The 21,296-nt window shown below is 31.9% G+C and carries 19 protein-coding genes; 16 read left to right on the top strand and 3 right to left on the bottom strand.

Features of this window, described 5'->3' with window-relative positions:
- Positions 1 to 161 precede the first annotated feature (161 nt).
- The 6 genes from IUY40_RS12220 to IUY40_RS12245 all read left to right on the top strand — a co-directional run bounded on the left by IUY40_RS12220 (position 162) and on the right by IUY40_RS12245 (position 10,097).
- A complete protein-coding gene (locus tag IUY40_RS12220) occupies positions 162 to 1,193 on the top strand; it encodes a LacI family DNA-binding transcriptional regulator (protein WP_195737146.1) in 1,032 nt (343 codons plus the stop codon).
- A gap of 176 nt (positions 1,194 to 1,369) precedes the next feature.
- Positions 1,370 to 2,719: an MFS transporter gene (locus IUY40_RS12225; RefSeq protein WP_195737147.1), complete on the top strand. Its 1,350-nt coding sequence runs from the start codon at positions 1,370 to 1,372 to the stop codon at positions 2,717 to 2,719.
- 107 nt (positions 2,720 to 2,826) lie between these two features.
- Positions 2,827 to 3,480, top strand: coding sequence for a beta-phosphoglucomutase (pgmB, locus tag IUY40_RS12230; protein WP_195737148.1), 654 nt, complete (start codon positions 2,827 to 2,829; stop codon positions 3,478 to 3,480).
- Between the two features lie 195 nt (positions 3,481 to 3,675).
- Positions 3,676 to 5,976, top strand: a complete 2,301-nt coding sequence (locus tag IUY40_RS12235; RefSeq protein WP_195737149.1) for a glycoside hydrolase family 65 protein — start codon at positions 3,676 to 3,678, stop codon at positions 5,974 to 5,976.
- Positions 5,977 to 6,024: 48 nt separating this feature from the next.
- Positions 6,025 to 8,139 carry a glycoside hydrolase family 97 protein gene (locus IUY40_RS12240; protein ID WP_195737150.1) on the top strand — a complete coding sequence of 705 codons (2,115 nt, stop codon included), beginning with the start codon at positions 6,025 to 6,027 and terminating at the stop codon, positions 8,137 to 8,139.
- Positions 8,140 to 8,231: 92 nt separating this feature from the next.
- On the top strand, positions 8,232 to 10,097 hold the full coding sequence (locus tag IUY40_RS12245) for a glycoside hydrolase family 13 protein (RefSeq protein WP_195737151.1): 1,866 nt from the start codon (positions 8,232 to 8,234) through the stop codon (positions 10,095 to 10,097).
- A 347-nt stretch (positions 10,098 to 10,444) separates the two neighbouring features.
- On the opposite strand, the gene IUY40_RS12250 is transcribed toward IUY40_RS12245, so the two are convergent.
- Together IUY40_RS12250 and IUY40_RS12255 are read right to left on the bottom strand one after the other, a co-directional pair.
- Positions 10,445 to 10,582 carry a hypothetical protein gene (locus IUY40_RS12250; RefSeq protein WP_195737152.1) on the bottom strand — a complete coding sequence of 46 codons (138 nt, stop codon included), beginning with the start codon at positions 10,580 to 10,582 and terminating at the stop codon, positions 10,445 to 10,447.
- Between the two features lie 3 nt (positions 10,583 to 10,585).
- The gene (locus IUY40_RS12255) at positions 10,586 to 10,855 is read right to left on the bottom strand and encodes a type II toxin-antitoxin system Phd/YefM family antitoxin (protein ID WP_195737153.1); all 270 of its coding nucleotides are present in this window, start codon (positions 10,853 to 10,855) and stop codon (positions 10,586 to 10,588) included.
- A 127-nt stretch (positions 10,856 to 10,982) separates the two neighbouring features.
- Here IUY40_RS12255 and IUY40_RS12260 point away from each other — a divergent pair, with 127 nt between their 5' ends.
- The 5 genes from IUY40_RS12260 to IUY40_RS12280 all read left to right on the top strand — a co-directional run bounded on the left by IUY40_RS12260 (position 10,983) and on the right by IUY40_RS12280 (position 16,738).
- Positions 10,983 to 11,669, top strand: a complete 687-nt coding sequence (locus tag IUY40_RS12260) for a glycerophosphodiester phosphodiesterase family protein (protein ID WP_195737154.1) — start codon at positions 10,983 to 10,985, stop codon at positions 11,667 to 11,669.
- Positions 11,670 to 11,738: 69 nt separating this feature from the next.
- Entirely contained in the window at positions 11,739 to 12,947 is a 1,209-nt protein-coding gene (locus IUY40_RS12265; protein ID WP_195737155.1) for an NAD(P)/FAD-dependent oxidoreductase, read from the top strand.
- Between the two features lie 77 nt (positions 12,948 to 13,024).
- Positions 13,025 to 14,131 (top strand): hypothetical protein, encoded by a 1,107-nt coding sequence (locus IUY40_RS12270; protein WP_195737156.1) that lies wholly within the window; start codon positions 13,025 to 13,027, stop codon positions 14,129 to 14,131.
- A gap of 202 nt (positions 14,132 to 14,333) precedes the next feature.
- Entirely contained in the window at positions 14,334 to 15,704 is a 1,371-nt protein-coding gene (locus IUY40_RS12275) for a hypothetical protein (protein ID WP_195737157.1), read from the top strand.
- A gap of 287 nt (positions 15,705 to 15,991) precedes the next feature.
- Positions 15,992 to 16,738, top strand: a complete 747-nt coding sequence (locus tag IUY40_RS12280; RefSeq protein WP_195737158.1) for a hypothetical protein — start codon at positions 15,992 to 15,994, stop codon at positions 16,736 to 16,738.
- A gap of 52 nt (positions 16,739 to 16,790) precedes the next feature.
- Here the strand turns inward: IUY40_RS12280 and IUY40_RS12285 are convergent, their stop codons facing one another.
- The gene (locus tag IUY40_RS12285) at positions 16,791 to 17,267 is read right to left on the bottom strand and encodes a TspO/MBR family protein (RefSeq protein WP_195737159.1); all 477 of its coding nucleotides are present in this window, start codon (positions 17,265 to 17,267) and stop codon (positions 16,791 to 16,793) included.
- 105 nt (positions 17,268 to 17,372) lie between these two features.
- Here IUY40_RS12285 and IUY40_RS12290 point away from each other — a divergent pair, with 105 nt between their 5' ends.
- The 5 genes from IUY40_RS12290 to IUY40_RS12310 all read left to right on the top strand — a co-directional run bounded on the left by IUY40_RS12290 (position 17,373) and on the right by IUY40_RS12310 (position 21,260).
- The gene (locus tag IUY40_RS12290) at positions 17,373 to 18,476 is read left to right on the top strand and encodes a diphosphomevalonate decarboxylase (RefSeq protein ID WP_195737160.1); all 1,104 of its coding nucleotides are present in this window, start codon (positions 17,373 to 17,375) and stop codon (positions 18,474 to 18,476) included.
- Between the two features lie 30 nt (positions 18,477 to 18,506).
- The gene (locus IUY40_RS12295) at positions 18,507 to 18,725 is read left to right on the top strand and encodes a hypothetical protein (protein ID WP_195737161.1); all 219 of its coding nucleotides are present in this window, start codon (positions 18,507 to 18,509) and stop codon (positions 18,723 to 18,725) included.
- Positions 18,725 to 19,030: a type II toxin-antitoxin system RelE/ParE family toxin gene (locus IUY40_RS12300; RefSeq protein WP_195737162.1), complete on the top strand. Its 306-nt coding sequence runs from the start codon at positions 18,725 to 18,727 to the stop codon at positions 19,028 to 19,030. Before IUY40_RS12295 ends, IUY40_RS12300 begins: the two co-directional genes overlap by 1 nt.
- Before the next feature lie 4 nt (positions 19,031 to 19,034).
- Positions 19,035 to 19,973 carry a mevalonate kinase gene (locus IUY40_RS12305; RefSeq protein WP_195737163.1) on the top strand — a complete coding sequence of 313 codons (939 nt, stop codon included), beginning with the start codon at positions 19,035 to 19,037 and terminating at the stop codon, positions 19,971 to 19,973.
- A 330-nt stretch (positions 19,974 to 20,303) separates the two neighbouring features.
- Positions 20,304 to 21,260: a geranylgeranylglycerol-phosphate geranylgeranyltransferase gene (locus tag IUY40_RS12310; protein ID WP_195737164.1), complete on the top strand. Its 957-nt coding sequence runs from the start codon at positions 20,304 to 20,306 to the stop codon at positions 21,258 to 21,260.
- Positions 21,261 to 21,296 lie beyond the last annotated feature (36 nt).

Here is a 21,296-nt window from a genome sequence, read left to right on the forward strand (position 1 = left end):
ATTTATTAACGTGCCCGACACATACCGTTTTTTATTGGTTTACGAAAACGTGATAGTGTTGAAAACTTTCTATATTATATAAGTTTTTAGGCATAATACTATCATATTTAAAAATAAACCATATCTTTATTAACAAAACAATTATTTCCATATCGACAGCTATGAAACGCAAAATAACTCTTAAACAAATTGCAAAGGAGCTTGATGTATCTATTTCTACCGTCTCAAAATCACTACGTAACAGTCTAGAAATCGGAGAAGATACCCGATTAAAAGTTCAGGCTTTCGCTAAATTCTACAATTACAAACCCAACAATATAGCACTCAGTTTAAAGAATCGTAAAACCAAAACAATTGGTATTATTATTCCCGAAATTGTACATCATTTCTTCTCAACCGTTATTAATGGTGTAGAACAAGTAGCTAACGAAAACGGATATAGCGTTATCATATGTCTCTCTGACGATTCATTTGATAAAGAAGTACTTAACATGGAAATGCTTGCCAATGGAAGTATCGATGGTTTTATAATGTCTTTATCTAAAGAAACACAATTTAAAGGCGATTTTCATCATATAACCGAAGTCATAAATCAAGGAATGCCGGTTGTAATGTTTGATCGCGTTACAAATGATATTTTATGCGACAAAGTAATCATCGATGATAAAGCTGCAGCTTATGAAGCAGTTCAAAGTTTAATCGATAAAGGACGCAAAAAAATAGCCTTAGTTACTACTGTTGATTACGTTAGCGTTGGAAAACTTAGAACAGATGGATATACAAAAGCATTATTAGATAATGATATCCCTTTTAACGAAGACCTTATTATTAAGATTGAAGATGTAGATACTTGCGAAATAATCATTAGCCAATTATTAGAAGACCGAGCAATCGATGCTGTTTTTGCGGTTAATGAACTTTTTGCAGTTACTATAATAAAAACGGCCAATAAAATGGGACTTCGAGTTCCCCAAGATTTAGCTGTAATAGCCTTTACAGATGGAATTATATCTAAATATTCGACTCCAACCATTACAACAGTAAGCCAAAGTGGTAATAAAATGGGGAATAAAGCTGCTAAAATGCTAATAGACCGTTTAGAATTAGAAACTGAAGAAGGAGAAGAGGAAGAAGAGAACTATATAACAGAAGTCATTGAAACCCACCTAATAGAAAGAGAATCTACAGATTAATATTCTTACAATACAAAATAAAAAAAACCATTATTAATTTTAATGGGGTTTTTATTTGCTTGTTTAGAAAAATAATTTATAAATTTACGCCAGCTCAAAACTTTTACTTTTACTTCGAAAAATAAGTTAAGTTTTGATAAGCAAAGCGCTTATCGTACATTCATTAAATTACGATAATGGAAAAGCGTAAATTAAGTTTCTGGGAAATTTGGAACATGAGTTTTGGTTTCTTAGGAATACAAATGGGGTTTGCCTTACAAAATGCAAATGCCAGCAGAATTCTTCAAATTTTTGGTGCCGACGTACACGAACTCTCTTGGTTTTGGATAATTGCTCCTTTAATGGGTTTAATTGTTCAACCTATCATTGGGTATTATAGTGATAAAACCTGGGGGAAATTTGGACGAAGAAAACCGTTTTTCCTTGTAGGTGCCATCCTAGCTTCAGTTGGATTAATATTAATGCCACAAGCAAACATTTTCATTTCTGTATTACCCGCATTATGGGTTGGTGCCGGAATGCTTATGATTATGGATGCTTCTTTTAATATTGCCATGGAGCCATTTCGCGCTTTAGTTGGCGACAATTTAAGAACAGACCAACGTACAGCAGGATTTAGCATTCAAACAGCACTTATTGGTTTTGGAGCCGTGATTGGTTCAGCATTGCCATATGTATTAACGAAGTGGTTTGGAGTTTCTAATAGCAGCGTTCCAGGAAGCGTACCTTTAAATTTAACACTTTCTTTTATATTAGGAGCTGTTGTCTTAATTGGATCTATCCTAGTAACTTTATTTACAACCAAAGAATATTCTCCTGAAGAATTAGCCAATTTTGAAGATCCTCAAAGTGAAATTGACGTTCCTTCTGAAGAAAAATCAAGACTTACAGACATTTTTACGGATTTTGCAAAAATGCCAACTACTATGCGCCAACTTAGTTGGGTACAGTTTTTCTCTTGGTTTGGTCTTTTTGGCATGTGGGTATTTAGTACTCCTGCAATTGCACATCATATTTACGGATTACCATTAGACGACAATTCAAGTCAAACCTATCAAGATGCAGGAGATTGGGTCGGAATACTTTTTGGAGTTTACAATCTTGTCTCGGCAATAATAGCCTTATTTTTTCTCCCAATGATTGCAAAGAAAATTGGAAGAAAATCAACTCATGCTCTTTCTTTAGTTATTGGTGGAATAGGTTTAATCTCTATCTACTTTATGCCTGACGAAAATTGGGTTATTCTTTCGATGGTATTAATTGGTGTCGCTTGGGCTAGTATTTTAGCAATGCCGTATGCTATTCTAGCAGGGTCAATTGCTCCAAAAAAGATGGGAGTTTACATGGGAATTTTCAACTTCTTTATAGTGATTCCTCAAATAATAAACGCAATAATAGGAGGACCAATCGTAAAATACCTTTATAATGGTGATGCAATGTATGCCTTAATTACAAGTGGAGTTAGTTTTTTGATAGCCGCAGTTTTAGTTTACAAAGTGAAAGATGTAGATGATATTATAACCTAAAAACCACATCTAAAAAATTTCTCTTTCTGATGAGTTGAGAAGTAATTTTCTGACAATCAAAATTTAAATACTTTTTCAAAAGAAATAAAAAATAAGCATATTATTAGATGAATACAAAAGCGTTTATATTCGACCTAGACGGTGTAATTGTTGACACGGCTAAATATCATTATTTAGCTTGGAAAAAAATCGCAAAAGCATTAAACATTGACTTTACAAACGAACACAACGAACTTTTAAAAGGAGTAAGTCGTGTACGTTCCTTAGATATTATCTTAGAATTAGGAAACATTCAAGCTTCACAAGAAGATAAAGATAAATGGCTCATCCAAAAAAACGAAGATTATCTGACTTATTTAGTAGATATGGATGAAAGCGAAATCCTTCCAGGGGTTTTTCCAGTTTTACAATTTTTAAAAGAAAAAAAACAAGCCATTGCATTGGGTTCAGCAAGTAAAAATGCACGCCCGATTCTCGAAAAAACGGGAATCATATCCTATTTTGATGTTATCGTTGATGGCAATGACGTTACGAATGCGAAACCAGATCCAGAAGTTTTCTTAAAAGCCGCTCGATTATTAAATATAAATCCAGCAGATTCTATCGTTTTTGAAGATTCTGTTGCTGGAGTTCAAGCTGCCAATATCGGAAAAATGATAAGTATAGGGATTGGTTCCAAAGCAGTTTTGCATGAAGCAAAATACATCTTTGAAGACTTCTCCTTAGTAGATAAAACATTCATCGAAAAACTAATTGGTTAATATTCAAATTAGGAAATGAGATAATGACTAATGATCCAACTAAGATGAATACAATTATATAATTATAACAAAAAAGTAATACACCAAAAAGCAATTGCCTTTAAGTAGATTAAAATCATCCATTTTGAAAAACAATTTTCCAAATGACAAATTATCTTAATTATCCAATTGCCTAATTATCTAATTAAAGAAAAAATGAATCAAGATTATATAAAACCAGACAATTGGTCAATAATAGAAGAAGGCTTTGATATCGAGAGAGTCAAATCGTCTGAGAGTCTTTTTAGTATCGGAAACGGTGCAATGGGACAACGCGCCAACTTTGAAGAAAAATATTCAGGAAAAACTTTTCAGGGAAGTTATATAGCTGGGATTTATTATCCAGACAAAACCAAAGTAGGTTGGTGGAAAAATGGATATCCAAAATATTTTGCCAAAGTATTAAATGCTCCAAATTGGATTGGTATCGACATTGAAATTAATGAAGAGGCTTTTGATTTAAATTCTTGTACTGAAGTAAAAAACTTCCGCAGAGAATTAAACATGAAGGAGGGTTGGTATAATCGTTCATTTGAGGCAACATTAAAAAATGGAACAGAAATCGCCGTTAATGTACGTCGTTTTCTTTCTTTGAATCTGGATGAAGTTGGTATTATCAAATACGAAATTACCCCATTAAACAAAGACGCAAAAATTCTTTACAAACCGTATTTGGATGCTGGTGTTACCAATGAAGATGCCAACTGGGAAGAAAAATTCTGGGAGCCTCTTGAAGTAAAAAAAGCTACAAATGAAGCTTTCGTTACTGCTCAAACCTACAAAACACATTTTAAGGTTACAACTTTTATGCACAATAGTATTTTTGCTAATAACGAAAATATAAACATATCACCTTCTACAATAGATTCTTCATCAGATAAAGTAGAATATACTTATGGTGTAATCATTGCAAAAGGTCAAACCTCATCTATACAAAAAATTGGAGGATACACCGTTTCATTAAATCATACCAACACACTTACTGCTGCCGAAAAAGCAATTAAAGATGCATTAAGCAAAGGATATGATCAATTGTTGCAAGAACAAATTGATGCTTGGGCAAAAGTTTGGGAGATGTCAGATATTACTATTGAAGGTGATGTAAAAGCACAACAAGGAATTCGCTTCAATATTTTTCAGCTAAACCAAACCTATTCAGGAAAGGACAACCGATTAAATATTGGGCCAAAAGGATTTACTGGAGAAAAATACGGAGGATCAACCTATTGGGATACCGAAGCATATTGCATTCCGTTTTATATGGCTACCAAAGACCAGCAAGTAGCTAGAAATTTATTGACTTATCGTTACAATCAGCTTGACAAAGCAATTGAAAATGCTAAAAACAATTTAGGTTTTAAAGATGGGGCTGCTTTATACCCAATGGTAACTATGAATGGTGAAGAATGTCATAACGAATGGGAAATTACGCATGAAGAAATCCACAGAAATGGTGCGATCGCTTTTGCTATTTTTAATTACAACCGTTACACAGGAGATTACTCTTATATTCCAGAAAAAGGATTAGAAGTATTAATCGGAATTGCTCGATTCTGGCATCAAAGAGCCTCATTCTCTAAAGACAAAAATCAATATGTGATTTTAGGAGTTACAGGTCCTAACGAATATGAAAACAACATCAATAATAATTTCTACACCAACTATATTGCTAAATGGTGTATCAATTATGCCGTAGAACAAATTACAAAGGTTGCTGCCGAATATCCAGCTGACTACAGCAGAATTATTAAAAAAGTACAACTTACTGAAAACGAAATTCAAGAATGGAAAAAAGTAGCTGGCAATATGTACTTCCCTTTCTCTAAAGAACTTAATGTTTATTTACAACAAGACGGATTCTTAGATAAAGATTTAGTTCCCGTAAAAGATTTGGATCGCTCACAGCGCCCTATAAACCAAAAATGGTCTTGGGATCGTGTATTGCGTTCACCATACATCAAACAAGCCGATGTTCTACAATGCTTTTACTTCTTCGAAGAACATTTTTCGAAAGAAGAACTATTGCGTAATTTTGAGTTTTATGAGTCGTTTACTGTACATGAAAGCTCACTTTCTCCATGTGTACACTCCATTCAGGCAGCTGCTCTAGACAAAATGGATATGGCCTATACATTTTACCTAAGAACTTCTCGTTTAGACTTAGACGATTATAATAAAGAAGTTGAAGAAGGTTGCCATATTACGTCAATGGCAGGAACTTGGATGAGTATTGTAGAGGGTTTTGGAGGAATGCGTGTGAAAAATGACACCTTACATTTCTCTCCAAAAATTCCAAAAGAATGGACAGGATATTCATTTAAAATCAACTTTAGAAATCAAATTCTAACTGTATCAATAAACCATAACGAAACAACGTTTTCTGTAGATGGAGACCATGAATTAGCCATTGTCGTTAATGGCCAAACCGTAGTAGCTAATAAATATGTAACAGCATAAATACTAGTATCTATATCTATTTTTATAACATTTTTTTAATTTAACAACATGAAAAATTTCATTTTCACAGCCTTCATTCTGGTTGCATTTTGTAACATTACAAAAGCGCAACAACTAAAATCACCAGAAGGAAAATTTGTCATGGAGTTTTCGCTACAAAGCGATGGAACTCCAACTTACAATCTTAAATACAAAAACAAAGAGGTTGTAAAATCCAGTAAGTTGGGTCTTGAGCTTAAAGATGATAAAAAATCATTATTGAATGACTTTACAATTATTGATACCAAAACGGCAACTTTTGACGAAAACTGGAAACCAGTTTGGGGAGAAGTAGCTACGATTCGTAATCACTATAATGAATTAGCTGTTACATTAAGTCAAAAAGGAACAGATAGACAATTATTAATTCGTTTCCGTTTATTCGATGATGGACTAGGATTTCGTTATGAATTCCCAACACAAAAAAACCTAACGTATTTTGTAATCAAAGAAGAGAAAACACAGTTTGCAATGACAGGAGATCATACTGCATTTTGGATTCCTGGTGATTACGACACACAAGAATATGATTACACAAAATCAAAATTATCAGAAATTCGTGGATTAGCTGAAAAAGCATATACAGCAAACGTTTCACAAAAATCTTTTTCGCCAACAGGAGTACAAACTTCACTTATGCTAAAAACTGCTGAAGGATTATATATCAATCTTCACGAAGCAGCATTAATTGATTATTCATGTATGCATTTAAATTTGGATGATAAAAACATGATATTCGAATCATGGTTAACTCCAGATGCAAAAGGGGATAAAGGACATATGCAAGCGCCGAATCATTCTCCATGGAGAACAATTATTGTTAGCGATAATGCAACAGAAATTCTTGATTCAAAAATGACATTAAACTTAAACGACCCATGTAAAATTGAAGATACATCTTGGATAAAACCAGTTAAATACGTAGGTGTTTGGTGGGAAATGATTACAGGAAAAAGCTCTTGGTCATACACAAATGATTTTCCTACAGTACAACTTGGTGTTACAGATTTCTCAAAAGCAAAACCAAATGGTACACACGGAGCAACTAATGCTAACGTAAAAAAATACATTGACTTTGCAGCCTTAAATGGTTTTGATGCAGTTTTAGTTGAAGGTTGGAATGAAGGTTGGGAAGACTGGTTCGGACATTCAAAAGATTATGTTTTTGATTTCGTAACTCCTTACCCAGATTTTGATGTAAAAGGATTACACGCTTATGCAAAATCAAAAGGTGTAAAAATAATGATGCACCACGAAACTTCAGGTTCAGTTCGTAACTACGAGCGCCATATGGACAAAGCATACAAATTCATGAACGACAATGGATACGATGCGGTAAAAAGTGGTTACGTAGGAGACATTTTACCTAGAGGTGAAAATCATTATAGCCAATGGATTGTAAACCATTACCAATATGCATTAGAAAAAGCTGCTGAATATAAAATCATGGTTAATGCGCACGAAGCAGTTCGTCCAACAGGCATTAGTAGAACATATCCTAACTTAATCGGTAACGAATCTGCAAGAGGAACAGAATACCAAGCATTTGGTGGATCTAAAGCAAATCACGTAACGATTTTACCATTTACAAGATTAATTGGTGGGCCAATGGATTATACTCCTGGTATTTTTGAAATGGATATTAGCAAACTTAATCCAGACAACAAATCACACGTAAACAGCACAATTGCAAATCAATTAGCATTATACGTTACTATGTACAGCCCATTACAAATGGCTGCTGATCTTCCTGAACATTACAACAAATTTGCTGATGCTTTTCAATTCATCAAAGATGTTGCTATAGATTGGGATGAAAGTAAATACCTAGAAGCAGAACCAGGTGATTATATCACAGTAGCTCGTAAAGCAAAAGGTACCAACAACTGGTTTGTAGGTAACGTAAACGGAGATGTAAGCCGTACATCAAACATCAATTTCAACTTCCTTGAAAAAGGAAAGAAATACACAGCAACAATTTATGCTGATGCAAAAGATGCACATTACAAAACAAATCCACAAGCTTACACTATCAAGAAAATAGCTATAACGAATAAATCAAAACTATCACAGTTATCAGTTCCAGGTGGTGGTTATGCAATTAGCATAATCGAAACTAAATAAAACTTAAAAAGACAAGTGATTTTCTCCAAGATTACTTGTCTTTTTTTCATAACTCTCTTTTTGTCATATCGAGAATAATTACATTTAAAATTATGAATATCCAAAAAACACTCAACCATTCAATCTATAAAATAATCTTATTTGTTTTATTGTTTTCTGCTTCCGCGAAAGCGCAAATCCAAAAAACAGAACCCCCTTTTTGGTACGCTGGCATGAATAATCCAGAACTTCAGATTATGTTCTACGGAAAAAACATTGCACAATATGAACCTTCTGTTTCTAACAATGTAGTCATTAAAGACATTAAAAAAACCGAAAATCCTAACTACATTTTCGTAACAATCGACACTAAAAACATACCTGCATCAGAGTTCGTTTTTTCATTTAAAAACAAAAACAAAGTTGCATACACACAAAAATACTCCTTAAAGAAAAGAAGAGAAAATTCTGCTCAACGCAAAAGTTTCGACGCATCAGATATGATGTACTTAATCATGCCTGATCGTTTTGCCAATGGAAACCCTAAAAACGATAGCGATGCTTCATTAGTAGAGAAAGCAAATCGCTCAATTCCTGGCGGACGTCATGGTGGTGATATCGAAGGAATCATCCAGAACTTAGATTACATTTCTTCTCTAGGAGCAACAACAATCTGGAACACACCATTAAACGAAGACAACGACAAAGAACATTCGTATCATACGTATGCACAATCTGATGTTTACAAAATCGATCCTCGTTATGGAACAAATGAGGATTATGTTCGTTTATCTAATGAAATGCATAAAAGAGACATGAAATTAGTTATGGATTACGTCACCAATCACTGGGGAATTACACATTGGATGATGAAAGATTTACCAACAAAATCATGGATTAATCAATTTGAAAACTACACACAAACGCATCACCGTCGTGAAGTAATTACTGATATTCATGCTTCAAAATTAGATCAGGAAGTTTGTATTGATGGTTGGTTTGTACCATCAATGCCAGATTTAAATTTAAGAAATCCTTTGGTCGCAAAATACCTAACTCAAAACGCAATTTGGTGGATTGAATACGCAGATCTTGATGGATTTAGAGTAGATACTTACAACTATTCAGATCCAGCAGCAATGGCAAATTGGGCAAAATCGGTTACAGATGAATATCCAAACTTTAATATTGTTGGAGAAATCTGGATGCACAATCAAGCAAATTTAGCCTATTGGCAAAAAGACAGTAAAATTGGTGCAATCCAAAATTACAATTCAAATTTACCGAGTGTAATGGATTTTACATTACACAATCAAATCGGATCCGCTTTTAATGAAGACGAAGCAACTTGGGACAACGGAATGATAAAATTTTACAACAATTTCGCCTTAGATTATCTGTATCCAAATACAAATAACATTCTCATTTTTGCAGAAAATCACGATACAAGTAGAATTAATGATCTATACAAATATGACATTGCTAAATACAAATTGGTAATGACATTAATGGCAACTGTTCGTGGAATTCCTCAATTGTATTATGGTTCAGAAATTGGAATGGGCGGAGACAAAAGCCAAGGTGATGGAGGAATACGTCTAGATTTTCCTGGTGGATGGAAAGGTGATACAAACAATGCTTTTACTGCAGCAGGCAGAACAGCCAAACAATCAGAATATTTCGATTTTACATCAAAACTATTCAATTGGAGAAAATCAAATGAAGCGGTTCATTTTGGAAAAATGACACATTATATTCCAGAGAACAACACTTATGTTTACTTCAGATATACAGATGCTAAAACTGTAATGGTTGTTTTCAATAACAATGCAAAAGAGCAAACCATTCAAACAAATCGTTTTAAAGAAAACATCAAGAATTTTAAATCAGGAAAAGACATCCTTACAGGAAAAACATTCGATTTAACATCAGAAATTACTTTAGAACCAAAATCTGCAATAGTATTAGAACTGGAATAAAAGTTACGATTTAAACACATAATTTTAGCCACAGATTAAACCGATTACAATGATTTTTAAATCTTGTGAATTCGTTTAATCTCTGGCTATTTTTTTTAACTAAAACTTTGAGAACTTCACAGTAAAACTTAAATAAAAAGCTTTGCGTCCTTTCCGGTTATACCTCACACAAAAAACCTTTTGCTATTTATTATAACATAAGATTTTTAGGATTCTGATATGTATTCCAAAATCTTAAAAGTTCAATATCATTATTTTCTAGAACTTTATAAAACAGAATTATCTGTTTTGTTACTGGAACTTCAAATACATTTTTATATTTTGTTGGCTTAAAAACTAGATTTTGTTTAATTAATAACCTCAATTAAATCATTTGTTTTATCCATAAAACTATACACATTTGTCAAAGTCCAATCTCTTTCCAAATATTCAATATTTCCCCAATAATCAAGCTTGGCTCTTTCAGTCCAAATTATTTGTATCATGGATTATCTATTGAATAAGTGAGGGAAGCGCTTTTTAGTTTCTTCCATAACGTCTTGATGAGAATGTACTTTGTCATTAGCAACATCTTCTAAAGCTTCATCTATCGCTATTTTTTGTTTATCACTTAGCAAACACTCATCGTCTTCCTCTTCTAAAGGAATAACCACAAAAGAGCGACCTTTACTTCTATGTATAACTAACTTTTCAGATTCAGCAATATCAAGATACTTTTTAATGTTTCCTCTAAATTCGGTAACGCTAACTGTTTTCATAATTTGTATTTTAACAAATGTACGCAAAAACGTACGGATAGATAATTAATAAAGCCCACTAATAGATTAACGCGTCTTTATGGTTCACTTTTAAAATCGACATCATTTTGTTTACTTTTGTAAAACTATGAGTGAAATTCTTAAAATAGCACATCGTGGCGCAAGAGGTTACGAACCCGAAAACACCTTAAAAGCATTCCAGAAAGCATTAGACTTACATACTGATGGTATTGAACTAGATGTACACCTCAGTTCTGATGGTCATATTATCGTAATTCATGATGAAACAATTGACAGAACTACTAACGGAAAAGGTTTTGTAAATACATTATCTTTGCAGGAATTAAAAGAGTTCCGAATAGAAAACAAACTACAGATTCCAACATTACCAGAAGTCTTTGATTTAATAAATCAACAATGTTTTATTAATATAGAATTAAAAGGTATTGGAACTGCCGATGCCGTAGCTACTTTAATCGAATTATATGTTTCGGAGAAAAACTGGAATTACGATTCTTTTATTGTATCAAGTTTCGAATGGGATTTTTTACAACGAATTAATAATCTGAACCCGAAAATACCCATTAGTATTTTAACCGAAACTGATATTGACTTGGCTATTACTTTTGCAGAAAGCATAAAAGCAAAAGCAATTCATCCCGATTTTAATTTGCTAAACAAAGAGAACGCAATACAAATAAAAGAAAAAGGCTTTCAGATTTTCCCTTGGACAATCAATGAAAAGGAGGATATTGCAAGAATAAAAGCATACAACATAAACGGGATTATTAGTGATTTTCCTGACAGAATATAAAACCAATTCTTATAATCTTTGTCAAAATCTAGAACTTTGACAAAGATACTTAGAGGTTAAAATAAAAATATGACTCAAAATTTTGATATAATAATAGTAGGTGGCGGAGCAGCAGGATTTTTTACAGCAATTAATATTGTAGAGAGAAACTCAAAATTAAAAGTTGCTATTTTAGAACGAGGATCCGAAGTACTTACAAAAGTTCGTATTTCTGGTGGAGGTCGTTGTAATGTAACCCATGCTTGTTTTGAACCTAATGAATTAGTTAAATTTTATCCGCGTGGCGAGAAAGAACTACGAGGCCCTTTTCATCAATTTTGTTCAGGAGATACAATCGAATGGTTCGAAAAACACGGAGTAGAACTAAAAATCGAAGATGATGGGAGAATGTTCCCTGTATCTAATTCGTCTCAAACTATTATTGATTGCTTTTTAAAAGCTACTGCTAAATTAGGTATTGCCGTTCTTACAGGACAAAGCGTACAATCCATTTACAAGAAAGAAAACTTCTGGAAAATCGAAACACAAAACCAGAATTACATAGCCGATAAATTAGTTCTTGCAACTGGAAGTAATCCTAAAATATGGGAAATGCTACAAACATTTGGTCATGCCATTGTTAGCCCCGTCCCTTCCCTATTTACTTTTAATATAAAAGACCCAAGAATAAAAGAATTGCCAGGTGTTGCTGCACAAGTAACCGTGAAGGTAAAAGATACCAAACTAGAATCTACTGGCCCCTTATTAATTACCCATTGGGGAATGAGTGGTCCGGCAATATTAAAACTTTCGGCCTGGGGAGCACGCATTTTGCATGACAAAAACTATCAATTTACCATTTTTGTAAATTGGTTAAATGATGTTGATACCAAAGATGCCGAAAAAACACTAAAAGATTTAAAACAAGAGCACGCTAAGAAAGCAGTTTCAAAAAAATCACCTTTTGATTTCCCAAACCGATTATGGGAAAGTTTAGTTTTAGCATCTACTATCGAAGCCGAAACCAAATGGGCGGATTTATCTAAAATTCAACTTCAAAATTTAGCAAATCAATTAACAAATGGCACTTTTCAAGTAAATGGTAAAAGCACCTTCAAAGAAGAATTTGTAACCGCTGGCGGAATAGATTTAAAAGAAATCAATTTTAAAACCATGGAAAGTAAATTACATGAAAAATTATATTTTGCTGGAGAAATTGTAAATGTAGATGCAATTACAGGCGGATTTAACTTTCAGAATGCATGGACAAGCGGTTTTATTGTAGCGAATAGGATCTAATTAATATTTTTATATATTTGCGTTTTTAAAGTCAGATTATACTTTCAAACAATGCAAAAATCATTTATACAAACAAAATGAATAAAATTCTATACTTGGGAATCCTAATATTTACTCTTTTTGGCTGTACAAACGATTCAGATATTACAAATAATGAATTTAAGGAGCAAAAAAACATTTTGAAGACAAATGTTATTGATGCAGAATACTCAAAAAAAAGAGATCAATTAGTTTACATTTCATCAAATCCATCTCAAATTAATATTTTTAATTCTAATTCAGAAACAATAGAAAGCATTTTATTAACACATGAGCCAACTTGTATTTCCATTTCTCAAGATGGAGAAACCGCAGTAGTTGGTCATGATGGGTACATAACATATGTGAATCTTGAAACTAAATCAATAATTAATACTTATAATGTTTCCTGCTCAGTACTTGATATAGTATTAGGCAACAATAAATGGGCATATGCTTTTCCAAAAGAAGGTCAATGGACATATATCAGAAGTATTAACATGAATTTGCTATCTAATAATGAATCACCTATAAGTATTTACAATCAGATTCATGATGGAACAAAAGGAAGACTCCATCCTTCTGGAAAATATATTTATACACAAGCCCCTACATCGCATGCTATGATTAAAAAATTTAACATTCAGAATGGAGACATCAATGATAGTTATGAATCAAGGTATAACGAAGATGATTATGCTTTTAATCCAAACGTATGGTTTTCTGAGGATGGTATTAGAATTTTTTCTAATACCAGAACGGTATTAAAAACGTCTGGAATTCAGAATTTAGATATGGTGTACAACGGCAAAATTAACCCAGAAAAGGGCTCATATATTGAGTGGTTAGATTACTCATCTATAAAAAACAATTTATTTTTAATCTTTTCGAATGATGATTTTTGGTCACAAGTTAAGTCCCCTTATATCTATACATACAACGCTTCAAATCTTACCTTTATAAATAAATTAGAATTGGAAAAATATTACATAACTGATAATAAAGGTGGTGGAGCATTTCATGATGCAGAACCCTTTTTTGTATTTAGTAATTCTAATGGAAATAGTTTATTTGTTATTACAAAAGCTATTGAATCTAATTTAGCTAATGAATGGGGTATTCAAAAAATTAATAAATGGGGTATCCAAAAAATAGCTATTAATTGATATTGTATCTTGAAGAGTTTGAGAATAAAACAAAACTATGATTTCAGTTGTACTCAAACTAATCGATACATTTTTAAAAACACTGCAACTCAATTAAAAAAACATCACACTTGTTAATTGATAGATAAAAATTAACATCAAAAAAGTTGACTAATTAAATCTTCAAAAATTATTTATTAAAATCCGATTATACATTTTAGATATGAAAAAAATTATATGTTTCGTAATATTAATTATTACTTCTTTTGGTTGCGAAAAAGACTCCATAAATGAACCTCAAATAGATCAAGACACCCAATACTCTATCCCAGACTCTTTGAACTTTTCCATCTTAGATAACAACTTAAAGATTACTATTAAAAATGAAGGCAAAATAGCAATTCATTATAATGTAGAAAATTTAAATAAGCACATAAAACTTTCTTCTAGCGCAGGAGAGGTTGCAGTTGGTAATCAAAATGATATGATTGTCAGTGTTAATAGAGATGACTTGTCAAAGGGAAAGTTTTACTCAAAAATATATTTTAGTTTTAACAATAAAAAAGATTCAATAGTAATAGGTATTGATAATTTTATCGAACAAAAAGTTATTTTAAATTCTGATGTAATCGATGCTGAATATTCAAAAATTAAAGACCAACTTATATTTGTCTCAGAACATCCTATGCAAGTTAACATATTAAAATCAGGATCCAAAACTATTCAGACCATACCTCTATTATATACACCCACCTGTATTTCGATTTCTCAAGATGGAGAAACTGCAGTTGTTGGACATGATGGACATATTACTTATGTAAATTTAAACACTAAATCAATAATTAATACATACAATGTTTCTTGTTTTGCTCTTGATATAGTTCTTGGAAACAACAAATGGGCATATATTTTTCCTAAAGAAAATCAGTCAACATATATCAGATGTGTTAATATGAACTTGTCTACTGAAAATGAATTTCATGATAATAAAAATCAAATATATGCAGGAACAAAAGGCAAAATGGACTTATCAGGAAAATTCATTTATGGGGCAGTAAATGGTGTGACACCTGCTGATATAGAAAAATTTGATATTCAAAATGGAATAGCTGTTAAAATCTACGACTCTCCTTATCATGGAGACTACCCATTTAATGGGGACTTATGGTTTTCCGAAGAAGGGAATAGAATTTTCACTAGAGGTAGAACAGTATTAAGAATTTCAGAAACCAAAAATCAAGATATGATTTATAATGGTACAATTGCCGCAACTGTCCCAGAAGGGCATGGAAATATTGAGTGGCTGGACCATTCCTCTAAGAAAAATAATTTGTATTTAATACTTTCTAGTGGTTATTATTGGCCTCCAACAAGAATTTCAGGTATCTTTATTTATAATTCTACTAACCTTAATTTTAAAAGTAAACTTGAATTAGAAAAGTTTTTTGTGCCTAATAATGGAAATGGAGTTTTTTACGACGCCGAACCATATTTTGTTTTTAGTAATACTGAAGGAACTAGTTTGTTTGTTATTACAAAAGCAAAAGGTGCAGGCTTAGCTAAAGAATGGGCTATTCAAAAAATTGCAATTTAACAAAACCTATCTGTACCAGTCACTATGAGGAAGTGTGATACCAACTTCTAATTAGAAAAAGAAACCAAATAGTCAGATTTAATTTCCAAAATGCATGGACAAGCGATTATATTGTAGCTAATACTATTTGAAATTTAGTACTCAGTACCCGTCACAGTTTTCAGCACTGTGCCTGGTACTGGCTACTGCTAACTACGACTAAAATCCGAATTAACAAGAGTTTACGAATTCTATAAGTTTTACTTAAGATAATTATAATAATTTTACTTTCAACTAATTAACCCTATATGAAAGTAAAACTACTTACAACCATTTCATTACTAACCTATCAGATTGGTTTTTCTCAGACGGAGAAATTATTAAACGGAAAAGTTACTTCACAAAACTACACACTCAAAGATGTAGAAGTAATTAACAAAACTGCCAAAACAACTACCAAAACAAATGCCTTAGGAGAATTCTCAATTCTAGTACGTGCAGAAGACAGCTTAATTTTTTTTAAGCAAGACTATTATTTTACCAGACTAAAAGTATCTCAGGAAAACATCAACAAAAATAGCATTACAGTTAACATGGCTCCAAAACCAGAAGAACTAAACGAAGTAGTAATTACAACTATAAAACTCCCACATATAGGATCTACAGCAAAATCATCTAATGAAATAGCATTGGCAAAAAATACTAGCTCTTTACAAAAACACACAGGCGTTTATGACGGAACTATTCCAAATGGCATGGATTTTATTGCAATGGGAAATGGTCTTTTAAGTTTATTTAAAGGCAAAGAAGATAAAAAGATAAAAAATAAAACTCCTGAATTAGATTTTAAAAAATTAGTAAACACAACTTGTCCCTCTGTTTTTTTTACAAAAGACCTAAAACTAAGTCCAGAAGAAAAAGAACTTTTTCTTGAATTTTGTGATGCTGACCCAAGATCCAAAGCACTTATAGAAAACAAAAACATTCTTTCTACAATGGATTTTCTACATGCTAAAAACGAAGAGTTTAAAAAAGTAAAAATCAACGAAAAATAAAAACAATTTCAGTATTCAGAATGACATTATTCTGAATACTGAAGCTGTAAACTTATTTGTTAAGCCACCAAATACTAGCATTTAAGATTGTTGCAAAACTTACCCAAAGCAAATAAGGAACAAGAAGGTATCCGGCAACCTTATTGATTTTAATAAACTTCAAAAGTGTTTCATAGATCATGAGCCAAAGCACAAAAATCTCTATAAGGGCCAATAATGGATTCATTAATCCAAAAAACAAATACGACCACAAAGCGTTTAGCGCTAATTGTATTGCGAAGAAAACCAATGCATTCTTAACTGCTTCTTTTTCATACTCAATTCGATCCCAAACTAATCCCGCCGCAACCCCCATCAAAAGATAAAGCAAACTCCAAGCAGGTGCAAAAACCCAATTAGGCGGATTAAAACTTGGCTTAACCAAAGTAGGATACCAAGTATCAATACTAGATCTTGTCACTATTCCAGAAAAATACCCAATAGCAAGACACGTAACAACAACCGCTAAAATTCGAGTGATTTTATTCATTTTATACTGTTTTTTTGAGTTAATAAAGGTAAACATTTTTATAGGTTATCAAAAAGTGTAAAAGGTCTAATTCAAAAAAGTATCTTTGCATAAATTTTTTATTTTATGTTTACAGCAAACGATTTTATTCCAAAAAAATATACTTCAGATATAACAAAAGGCAACTTTGAGTGGAGCACACCAAGTAACATTGCTTTAGTAAAATATTGGGGAAAAAAAGACAATCAAATTCCGGCTAATCCATCAGTTAGTTTTACATTAAACAACTGCAAAACAGTTACTAAATTGAGTTTTTCAAAGAAAAACACTTTGACTCCGATCAGTAAGACAAATGATGGCTTTTCATTCGATTTGCTTTTTGAAGGAAAACCAAAGGAAGATTTTAAACCGAAAATCCTGAAATTCCTGGAACGTGTTTTCGTTTATCTGCCTTTCCTGAAAGATTACCATTTTACAATTGACACTCAAAATACATTTCCACATAGTTCAGGAATAGCCTCTTCAGCATCTGGAATGGCAGCTTTGGCAATGAATTTCATGAGCCTGGAAAAAGTACTAAATCCAGAAATGACGGAGGAGTACTTTTATCAAAAGGCTTCTTTCCTAGCCCGTTTAGGATCCGGAAGCGCTTGCAGAAGTGTCAAAGGAAGCGTTGTTGTTTGGGGAAATCAAGCCAATATAAAAAGAAGCTCTGATTTATTTGGAGTAGAATTTCCAAATACAATTCATAAAAACTTCAACAATTACCAAGATACTATTTTACTAGTTGATAAAGGCGAAAAACAAGTTTCGAGTACCGTTGGACATGATTTAATGCACAATCATCCTTATGCCGAAAGACGTTTTGCACAAGCCCATGAAAACCTAGATAAACTAATTGCAGTTTTTGAAAATGGAAATCTAGACGAATTCATCAAAGTCGTCGAAAGTGAAGCATTGACACTACATGCTATGATGATGACCTCTATGCCCTATTTTATACTAATGAAACCAAACACATTGCAGATTATTAATGCAATTTGGAAATTTAGAAATGAAACTCAAATTCCGGTTTGTTTTACTCTGGATGCAGGAGCAAATGTTCATGTTTTATATCCCGAAAATGTTACAGAAAAAGTACTGCAATTTATTCAAGACGAATTAGTTGTATTTTGCCAGAATGGTCAGTACATTTGCGACGAAATTGGAGATGGTGCAATTGCATTATAATTTTACGTATCTTTAATTAAAATTTAGATTATGGACATTCAATTAGAAAAACTTGAGTTAATAAAAATATTAACCGAGATTGACAATCCTAAAATCATTAAGTCGATCAAGAAAATTCTAACGAAAGAAAAAAAAGATTGGTGGGATGATTTAACTGATGCACAAAAAGAAGATATTGCTCAAAGTGAATTAGAATTTGAAAAAGGAGAATTTACAAGCTTTGAAGATGTGATGAAAAAATACAGGTAGTGAATCTTAAAGTAAATATTTCAAAAACAGCTGAGAAAAATTTAGATTCTGTTTTAAATTTTATTGAAGCCAGATGGTCTAAAAAATCAAAAGAAATATTTTTATTGAAATTTCAAAAAGCAATTTCGATAATAAGTATGAATCCTGGAATTTTTCCAAAATCATCAATAAATAAAAAATATCGAAAATGCGTCATAACAAAACAATCAAGTTTTTTGTACAGTTTTGGTTCAAATGAAATAAAGATTTACACCATTTTTGACACTCGACAAGACCCAAATAAAATTAAGAAAGACATTAAATAAATATATGAAAGGACCATTATTTTACTCAAAAATATTACTTTTTGGAGAGTACGGAATAATCCGTGATTCAAAAGGACTTTCTATTCCTTATAATTTTTACAATGGCGCATTGAAGAGAACTGAAAATCCTTCAGCAGAAGCCATTGCCTCTAATGCAAGTTTACGCAAGTTTACATCATACCTTGAAACATTACAAGCAGAACAACCAGAATTGGTAACTTTTGACATGACTACTTTAAAGAATGATGTAGAAACTGGAATGTATTTTGATTCTAGCATCCCTCAAGGATATGGAGTTGGAAGTAGCGGTGCACTTGTTGCTGCTATTTATGATAAATATGCTCAAAACAAAATCACAGTACTAGAAAACTTAACTCGTGAAAAATTATTACAGCTAAAAACTATTTTCTCTCAAATGGAAAGTTTTTTTCACGGAAAAAGTTCTGGTTTAGACCCATTAAATAGTTACTTAAGCATTCCAATTTTAATAAATTCAAAAGATAATATCGAGGCAACTGGAATTCCGAATCAAAGTTTTGACGGAAAAGGCGCTGTTTTTTTATTAGACTCAGGGATTGTTGGAGAAACTGCTCCAATGGTAAACATTTTTATGGAAAATCTTAAAGACAAAGGTTTTCGTACGATGTTAAAAAACCAATTTGTAAAATATACTGATGCCTGTGTAGAGAACTTTTTACATGGCGACATGAAGTCATTATTTAGTAATACTAAAAAATTATCAAAAGTAGTTTTGAATAATTTTAAACCAATGATTCCGGAGCAATTTCATGGTATTTGGCAAAATGGCATCGACACTAATGACTATTATTTAAAACTATGTGGTTCAGGAGGTGGCGGTTATATTCTTGGTTTCACACAAGATTTAGAGCGAGCTAAGCAGTCATTAAAAGACTACAAACTAGAAGTAGTTTACCAATTTTAAAACAAAATCCAAATTCTAAAAATTTTTAGAGTCGCTAAATTTCGGCTCTAAAAATTTATCATCCAAGTCAACTCTTGTTTTTAAAATAGAAATTAGTATCATAAATGATATTTTATTATAAAGCTTCATATTATAAAAACAGTATAGAAATTTTATTGTTTTCATACCTAAAGAACTAAATCGTTGGCAAAAAAAGTGCAAAATAGATTACAACATCACAAAAAAAGTTTTACTACACCTATAAGAAAATTGAGATATCGTTCTTAAAGACTATTAAAAGATGTACTTTAGTCATTTTAAATACCAATGTATAATCTATAATAATAAGAAATGTTAAGCCGTCAGAATAAAATTTTAGCGATGAAAGTTATAAGTTTGTTCTCCGTAGTAAGAGGCTACAACATTCCTATTATAATACTAGCTCAATACTTATCAGCAATATTTATACTTGCTCCCGAAAAAAGAGCGCTCGATATTTTATTAGACTTCCATTTATTTCTAATTGTGTTTGCATCTGCAATTACCATCGCATCTGGTTATATCATAAATAATTTTTACGATAGTCAGAAAGACCTAATTAATCGCCCAAACAAATCAATGTTGGATCGGCTGGTAAGCCAAAAAACTAAACTTAGCGTTTATTTCTGCCTCAACTTCATTGCTGCATTAATGGCATTAATCGTTTCATGGAGAGCTTTTTTATTCTTTTCGGCATATATATTTTTAATTTGGTTTTACTCCCATAAAATTAAAAAATACCCATTAGTAGGAAATCTAATGGCTGCATTATTAGCCGTTTTACCATTCTTCGCAATTTTATTATATTTCTATAATCAGATATCATTTAATGATTTAGAAAACCAAAGAGGTCATTTTGCAGTTATATTCGCTCATGCCATTTTTTTGTTCCTACTACTGCTAATACGTGAGATGATAAAAGATTTAGAGAATTTAAAGGGAGATTTGGTTAACAACTACAAAACCATTCCAATACTTTATGGAGAAAAGGCTTCAAAAAAAATCATCACCTTTTTAACTTTTTTAACCATAATTCCAGTGTATATCTTAATTGAAATATACGATATTGGCTACATGGACATTTATTTTTATTCTTGTTTCATAATTTTGATATTTTTCTTACTTTATCTTTGGAAGTCCAATTCTAAAACACAATTTTTGTTACTACACAATGTCTTGAAATTTCTTATCGTATCTGGTGTATTTTGCATTGTACTTATTAATCCGAGTGTTTTGTGGCATGGGAAAACTTTACTTTTAAAAATCTAATTATTTTAAAAATTTCATATTTTTTTAATAATTTTC

The organism is Flavobacterium sp. ALJ2, assembly GCF_015594725.1.
Taxonomy (GTDB): Bacteria; Bacteroidota; Bacteroidia; order Flavobacteriales; family Flavobacteriaceae; genus Flavobacterium.